Origin of the sequence: Candidatus Frankia nodulisporulans, from assembly GCF_902806475.1 — a bacterium.
Lineage (GTDB): Bacteria > Actinomycetota > Actinomycetes > Frankiales > Frankiaceae > Frankia > Frankia umida.
The window spans coordinates 1-7,121 of sequence record NZ_CADCWS010000216.1; the positions used below are offsets into that span (position 1 = coordinate 1).

Consider the following 7,121-nt stretch of genomic DNA (forward strand, 5'->3'; position numbering starts at 1 on the left):
TCACAGCCGGGCTGGGGCCGTGCCTGGCCGGGACGCCACACGCGCGCCCCCGGGCCGGAACGCGACCGGTCGGGGCACCGCCCGGTCATCCGGTCACCAGAACTCCCACGGCGGAGTGGGCGAGAACGCGCGAGAGGGTTGCTGTGGACATCGAGGAGACGGCGTTGCCTGGTATCGGGCTGCGCCACGACTTCCAGACTCGGGGCGGCCGGCGGGTGGGTGTGGTCTCCCATCATCATCATGGCCGCCGCGACATCGTTCTCTACGACGCGCAGGACAGCGACGCCGTGGGCGAGTGCGTCACACTGACCGCGGAGGAAAGCGACGTCCTGTCCGAGCTGCTCGGGGCTCCGCGCTTCGTCGAGAAACTGGCCGACATCAGCAAGGTGTTCGCCGGGCTGGTCGGCGAACAGATCACCATCACCCCTGGTTCGCCGTTCGCCGGCAGGCTGCTCGGTGACACCCAGGCCCGTACCCGCACCGGCGCGTCCATCGTCGCCGTGGTGCGTGACCACATCGTGCAGGCGTCACCGCGACCGGACTTCCAGTTCGAGGCCGGGGACATCGTCGTGGTCGTCGGGACACCGGAGAACACCGCGTCCGTCGCGGCGTTGCTCCGAACCGGTTGACGGCGGACGGCCGCCGCGAGTGCACTCGACAACCACGACCTTCATCGAGCTCGGGGCAGTTCTTTTCTCCCTGGGCGTCCTGGGACATCTGGCCATCCGGGTCGGTATCTCACCGATCCCCCTCTACCTGCTCGGTGGGCTCACCGTCGGGCACGGTGGGGTCATCTCGCTCGGGGCGAGCGAGGAGTTCATCCAGGTCGGCGCCGAGATCGGCGTCGTGCTGCTGCTGCTCACCCTCGGACTCGAGTACACCGCCAGTGAGCTGCTCTCCGGGCTGCGCCAGGCGGCTCCCGCCGGGGTGCTGGACCTGGTCCTCAACGCGCTGCCCGGCGTCGTCGCGGCGTTCATCCTGGGCTGGGGACCGACCGCCGCGGTCGTGTTGGGCGGTGTCACCGCGATCTCGTCGTCCGGGATCATCGCGAAGGTCCTCGGCGACCTGGGCCGACTCGGTAACCGGGAGACGCCGGTGGTCCTGTCGGTCCTGGTACTCGAGGACCTGGCGATGGCCGTCTACCTGCCGGTGCTCACCGCGCTGCTGGCCCATCAGACGTTCGCCCGCGGTTCGCTGACCGTCGCGATCGCGCTCGGCCTGCTGGTCGCCGTGCTGTACCTGGCGGTGCGCCACAGCGACAAGGTGACCCGGCTGGTCTTCGACCCGAAGGCCGACCGCAACGACGAGATCCTGCTGCTGCGGGTACTCGGCCTCGCCCTGCTGGTCGCCGGACTGGCGCAGAAGATGCAGGTCTCCACCGCGGTGGGCGCGTTCCTGGTCGGTATCGCGCTGTCCGGCCCGATCGCCGAGGGCGCGGCGGAGGTGCTCAGCCCGCTGCGGGACCTGTTCGCGGCGGTGTTCTTCGTGTTCTTCGGGATGCAGACCGACCCCGAGTCGATCCCGTCGGCGCTGCTGGCCGGTTCGCTGCTGGCCGTCGCCGGCGTCACCACGAAAATGATCACAGGCTGGTGGGCGGCGCGACGCGCCGGGATCGGCACGATGGGCCGCTTCCGCGCCGGCGCGGCCCTGGTCGCCCGCGGTGAGTTCTCGATCGTCATCGCGGGCCTCGCCGTCGCCGCCGGCATCGAACCGAAACTGGGCCCGCTGGCCGCCTGCTATGTGCTGCTGATGGCGATCATCGGCCCGCTGGCCGCCCGGTTCGTCGAACCGGTCACCCGCGCCACCCGCAAACGCCTGCTCGCGCGTACCTGAGCCGCCTCGCCCGCCGCCCCTGGCCCCGGCGGCGACGCTCCGCGGCGGGGACCGCTCACCACCGCGGCGATGTTTGGCAGGATGCGGCCCATGAGCGGTCTTCTCGAAGGTAAACGCATTCTCGTCACCGGCGTCCTCACCGAGGCGTCGATCGCCTTCAGCGTCGCCCGCATCGCCCAGGAACAGGGCGCCCGGGTAGTCCTCTCCGGCTTCGGCCGGGGCCTGTCCCTGACCCGACGCATCGCCCGCCGGCTGCCCACCGAGGCTCCCGTCGTCGAACTGGACGTCACCGACGAGGAGCAGCTCGGCAGCCTCGCCGAGCGGCTCCGTGAACACGTCGACGGCCTGGACGGCGTGATGCACGCGATCGGTTTCGCCCCCGAGTCGGTCCTCGGCGGCAAACCGTTCGTCGAGGCGGCCTGGTCCGAGGTCGGCACCGCGTTGCAGGTGTCCACCTGGTCGTTGGCCTCGCTGACCCGCGCGACCCTGCCGCTGTTCGGCGAGCGGGCCTCCGTCGTCGGCCTCGACTTCGACGCCTCGGTCGCCTGGCCGTCCTACGACTGGATGGGCGTCGCCAAGGCGGGGCTGGCCTCCGCCGCCCGCTACCTGGCCCGCGACCTCGGGCCGCGTGGCGTGCGGGTCAACCTCGTCGCGGCCGGCCCACTGCGCACCATGGCGGCCAAGTCCATCCCCGGTTTCAGCCAGTTCGAGGACGTCTGGGACGGCCGTGCCCCCCTCGGCTGGAGCGTCCACGACACCACCCCGGCCGCCCAGGCCTGCGTCGCCCTGCTCTCCGACTGGTTCCCGGCGACGACCGGCGAGATCGTCCACGTGGACGGGGGAGTCCACGCGGTCGGCGTCTGAGCGCGGACGTCAGCGCCCGCTGGTCTCGTCCAGGAGGTCCAGGGCTGCCCCGATGATCGTCTCCAGGGGGACGGGGGCGTCCCCGGGCCCCGGCGGTTCGGTGCCCGGGGCCGGCGCGGCCGATCCGAGCGTGGCGATCGGATCGCCATGCACACCGGCGAGGAAGGCCAGTGAGCGGGGATCACCGTCGACGACGGTGACCAGCGGGGTGCGTCGCCGTGCCGGCAGGATCTCGCCCAGCAACGCGTCGGAGCCGTCCTGGAGCCCACGCCGGGCCTGCAGCGCGGCGAACACCGCGTTCGGCGAGGTGAGACACACGACGCTCACCTCGCGGCGCAGGCCCGCGCACAGTCGGGCCGCCGCACCCAGCACCTCCGGCAGCACCGCCCCGACGCCGACCAGGGTGAGCACCGCGTCCGGGCCGCCCTCGTAGAGCCGGTAGCCGCCGGCGAGAGCCAGGGCGCGGCGCTGGCGCAGGGCGACCGGGTCGCCCGGCAGCGCGGCCAGTCGCTGGTCGATCGGACGTGCGCTCAGCCGCAGCAGGCTGGACACCCCGCCCGGTCGGCCCAGCTGACCGAGACCCGCGAGCAGGCACCAGGCGAGATCCTGGGCGAACGCCGGCGTCCACACCGCCGCCACCCGCTCGGGCACCCCGTCGCCACCGCCGAAGGCCAACGCCCGGGACGCCGGGTCAAGACCGGTGTCGGCGACGGCGAGCATGCTGCGCGCGTCCCCGCTGCCGGCCGCGAGCCACCCCGGCAGCACCTGGCCCGCGGCCAGCTCGTCGGCGACCCCGATCGGCAGCAGCGGAAGTCCCTGCCGGCTCCACGCCACTCCCAGGGACGCCAGCACCCCGCCGAACGCCGGCGCCGACAGCCCGCCGGCCACATGCCGTCCGGCCGCGGCCAGCCAGCTGGCGAGGATCGGATCCGCGGCGCGGGTGCTGATGGTGACCACCGCCGTCGCGGCCTGCGGGGCGAGCGCGGGCAGATCGCGCAGCAGCTGGCCGAGCGCCTCCTGGGTGGAGCTCACACCGTCGGCGCGCCGATCGACGTGCCCCGGCACCGGTGCGGCCGCGCGGGGTGCGATCGGCGCGCGGTCCAGGTAGGTGCCGACATGACGGGCCAGCCGGCGTGCCCCCGGCGTCCACGGCACGGGCGCCAGCAGCGGCCCGGCCGCCGGCCGTCCCTCCTGGTTCCTCCCGCCCGTCACGGCTGCGGCCGGTTCGATGTCGGCCGGTTCGATGTCGGCCGGTTCGATGTCGGCCGGTTCGATGTCGGCCGGTTCGATGTCGGCGGGGCGGGCCTGGTCGCCGGGCCGGTCCAGCTCGGTGAGCACATCGTCGGGGCGGTCCACATCGTCTGGACGGTCCAGGGCCGCGGGATGGTCCAGGGATGCGGGGCGGTCCAGGGTCGCGGGGCGGTCGGGGTCGTCGAGGTCGTCCGGGCTGGTGGGGGGTGCGTCGTCCGGGGTGAGCCGGTTGTCGGTGTAGGCGAACAGGACGGTGGGCCGGTCGCCGGCGACCTCGTCGAAGGCGTCGATGAGCAGCGGAATGTCGTGCCCACCGAGATCACGCAGGCAGGCGAGGATCTCCTCGTCGGGCAGCGTGTCGAGCAGTCGACTGATGCCGACACCCGCGGCGCCCGGGCCGGCCAGCCTGCGGCGCAGCTCCGCACCCCGGGTGTGCAGCAGCTCCTGGTACTGCGCCGGGGTGAGCTGGTCGAGCCGAGCCATCAGCGCGGGACCGCCGGGCGCGCGGGAGAGCGCACCGAGCCGCCGACCATGCCGGACGGTGAGCACCTGCCAGCCGGCCGCCTCGAACATCCGCGCCGCCCGACCCGGCCCGCCGACGCCGCCGGTCTCCCGGGCCGCACCGGTCGCGCCGGGCTGCCAGCCGTCCGAGATTCCGGTGCCGGAGACCAGCACGACCCAGAACAGCTCGCCCAGATGCGCGACCCGCTCGTCGGTGATCGACTCCCAGACGGACGGGTCCCGCAGCTCGGTGAAATCGATCAGGCAGATCTGTCGTCCGCCGGGGGTGTGGTCGAACCGGCTGCCGGCGAAGCGGTGCGCCAGCGCCGCCCAGACCGTGCCGCTGGGTCCGACATTGCCGCTGCCGAGCCGGCGCAGCGGACGCCCCGGACCAGCGACCGTCGCTGTCTGCGTCTCCCACGGCAGCGCCGTCGCCCCCGTGGCCCCCGTCGCCCCCGTGGCCGTGGCTGTGGCCGTCGCCCCCGTGGCCGTGGCTGTGGCCGTCGCCCCCGTGGCCGTCGCCGCTGTGGCCGTCGCCGACGGTCGGGTCGCCGTGGCGGCCGGCGGTGCCACGGGCAGCGCGTCCGGTGACGGTGGCTGCGTCTCGCCGAGTGCTTCGTGCACCGCCAGCAGCAGGGGCGCGGTGTGCGGGGTGACGCTCACCCGGTCCTCGGCGCGCAGCGCGTCGAACCACAGCACGGTGGCCACACTGGACGCCGACGCCACCGCGGCCCGGTCCCGCCGGGCGTCTCCCGGTGAACGAAGCCCCGCCCGCACCCCGGCCTCGATGAGGGCGGCGGCCCGGCTGCGGAGTCGCCCGTCCAACGTGGCCAGGGCGGCCAGATCGAGGATGCCGTCCGGCGGACCGGGGACGGGTGCGGGCGGTGGCGGCTCGACCGGAGTGGAGGGTCCGCCGCCGGGGTGGAGCGGGGAACCGTTGGCGGGTTGGGAGACGTCACGTGGGGTGAGTGCCGATGTCGCCATCTCGTCCTCGTTCTCACGGTCGGTCCCCGATCCCGGACCCCTGGGCTCCAGGGTCGAGACTGGCAGGCCCCGGTTCCGGGCCGGCGGGCTTCGGGTCCGGGCCGGCGACCGCGGGGGCGGTGCTGGCCGGGTTCGGGGCGCGGCGGTCGGCTGCCGGGGTGGTGCTGGCGGGCCCGGTGGCGGAGCCGTCGGGCCCGGCCTGGGCGGCCTGGGCGGGCGGACCGTCGCCATCGGTGGCCAGGATCAGCTCCGGGTAGGCATGCGCCGACTCGAATCCTCGAGGTTCCGGTCTGCGGATGTTCGGCCTTCGTCCCACGGCGCAGCCCTCCCCATGTCCGGACGTGCGACGCGGGCCGGAGGTTGCCCGCCGGACTGGTCTCGCCGCTGGGTGTCCCGCCGGATGCGGACAGCCGCGTCCACCGTGCGGTGTTACGCACCATTTCAGCATCCGCAGTGGGATGCGGCGTCGCCGGCCGGCCCGCGCCGCGTCCCGGGTGCGAGCGTGGACGGTCCGGGCCAGGCCGGCCGGGCGGCTACCATCACCGGTCATGGTCGAAAACGAAGGTCGCGTCGCTCTGGTCACAGGTGGTAACCGCGGCATCGGTGCCGCCTGCGCCGCCGCGCTCGCCGCCGCCGGCGAGCGGGTCGCCGTGGCCAGCCGCGGTGGCTCGGCCCCCGAGGGGATGCTCGGCGTCACCATGGACGTGGCCGATGCCGACAGCGTCGACAAGGCCTTCGGCAAGATCGAGGCCGAGCTCGGCCCGGTGGAGATCGTGGTCTCCAACGCCGGCATCGTGCGCGACACCCTGCTCGCCACGATGAGCGAGGACGCGTTCCACGACGTGATCGACACGAACCTGGTCGGCGCCTACCGGGTCGCCAAGCGAGCCACCCGCCCGATGATGCGGCTGCGTCGCGGGCGTCTGATCTTCATCTCGTCCGTCGTCGCGTCGATCGGTGGCCCGGGCCAGGCCAACTACGCGGCGTCCAAGGCCGGCCTCATCGGCTTCGCCCGCTCCCTGGCCCGGGAGCTCGCCCCCCGCAACATCACCGCCAACGTCGTCGCCCCCGGCCCCATCCGCACCGACATGACCGACGCCCTCACCGAGGACCAGCGTGCAGCCCTGACCGCCGCGGTCCCCGGTAAGCGCATGGGCGACCCGCAGGACGTCGCCGCCCTGGTCGCCTTCCTCGCCTCCCCGGCCGCCGCCTACATCAACGGCGCTCTCATCCCGGTCGACGGCGGCCTCAGCATGGGCCACTGACCGCATCCGAGGAGCTGCTGGTCGCTCCGAGGCGCTGCTGACCGCGGCTGAGGCGCTGCTGGTCGCGTCCGGAGCGCTGCTGGCCGCGTCCGGGGGTGATGCTGGTCGCGTCCGAGATGATGCGTCCGCTCGGGCCTCGGCAAGGTCGGGTCATGGCTACGCGGCCGTCCTTTATATGCCGATACAAGGTGATATAGACGGCAGTGCGTGTGCGGCGGCCGCTTGGCGAGCGCTCCGACGCCTCCGGAGCGAGGCCGTGATCATGGCATGCCGAGGGTTGTTCAAGGACTGAGGCCTCCGTGGACCGAACATCCCTCGGCGTGTGGCCGAGCAACCCTCGGCGTGTGGCCGCGGCCCGGGGGCGGAGGGGTCTGGACGGGGAGCGGGGCATCCATCAGGCCATTGCTGCCACTCTGTGTCCGA

At 73.7% G+C, this 7,121-nt stretch carries 6 protein-coding genes; 4 read left to right on the forward strand and 2 right to left on the reverse strand.

All coding sequences use genetic code 11. The annotated features are described in order from the left end of the window. Window positions 1-143: 143 nt before the first annotated feature. The 3 genes from G6R24_RS16370 to fabI all read left to right on the forward strand — a co-directional run bounded on the left by G6R24_RS16370 (window position 144) and on the right by fabI (window position 2,697). Window positions 144-629 (forward strand): cation:proton antiporter regulatory subunit, encoded by a 486-nt coding sequence (locus G6R24_RS16370; protein WP_163550108.1) that lies wholly within the window; start codon window positions 144-146, stop codon window positions 627-629. Window positions 630-648: 19 nt separating this feature from the next. Next, window positions 649-1,833: a cation:proton antiporter gene (locus G6R24_RS16375; protein WP_163550109.1), complete on the forward strand. Its 1,185-nt coding sequence runs from the start codon at window positions 649-651 to the stop codon at window positions 1,831-1,833. Window positions 1,834-1,923: 90 nt separating this feature from the next. Next, window positions 1,924-2,697, forward strand: coding sequence for an enoyl-ACP reductase FabI (gene fabI, locus G6R24_RS16380; protein WP_163550110.1), 774 nt, complete (start codon window positions 1,924-1,926; stop codon window positions 2,695-2,697). A 9-nt stretch (window positions 2,698-2,706) separates the two neighbouring features. Here fabI and G6R24_RS22610 read toward each other — a convergent pair whose 3' ends face one another. Continuing rightward, a complete protein-coding gene (locus G6R24_RS22610) occupies window positions 2,707-5,433 on the reverse strand; it encodes a pyruvate dehydrogenase (protein ID WP_338084448.1) in 2,727 nt (908 codons plus the stop codon). Window positions 5,434-5,446: 13 nt separating this feature from the next. After that, window positions 5,447-5,749 carry a hypothetical protein gene (locus tag G6R24_RS16395; protein WP_163550111.1) on the reverse strand — a complete coding sequence of 101 codons (303 nt, stop codon included), beginning with the start codon at window positions 5,747-5,749 and terminating at the stop codon, window positions 5,447-5,449. A 232-nt stretch (window positions 5,750-5,981) separates the two neighbouring features. On the opposite strand from G6R24_RS16395, the gene fabG reads away from it, so the two are divergent. After that, the gene (fabG, locus tag G6R24_RS16400; protein WP_163550112.1) at window positions 5,982-6,698 is read left to right on the forward strand and encodes a 3-oxoacyl-ACP reductase FabG; all 717 of its coding nucleotides are present in this window, start codon (window positions 5,982-5,984) and stop codon (window positions 6,696-6,698) included. Window positions 6,699-7,121: the final 423 nt, after the last annotated feature.

Coding starts and splice junctions, on each gene's coding strand:
- G6R24_RS22610 (WP_338084448.1), bottom strand. CDS start 5,433: ATGGCGACATCGGCACTCACCCCACGTGACGTCTCCCAACCCGCCAAC.
- fabI (WP_163550110.1), top strand. CDS start 1,924: ATGAGCGGTCTTCTCGAAGGTAAACGCATTCTCGTCACCGGCGTCCTC.
- fabG (WP_163550112.1), top strand. CDS start 5,982: ATGGTCGAAAACGAAGGTCGCGTCGCTCTGGTCACAGGTGGTAACCGC.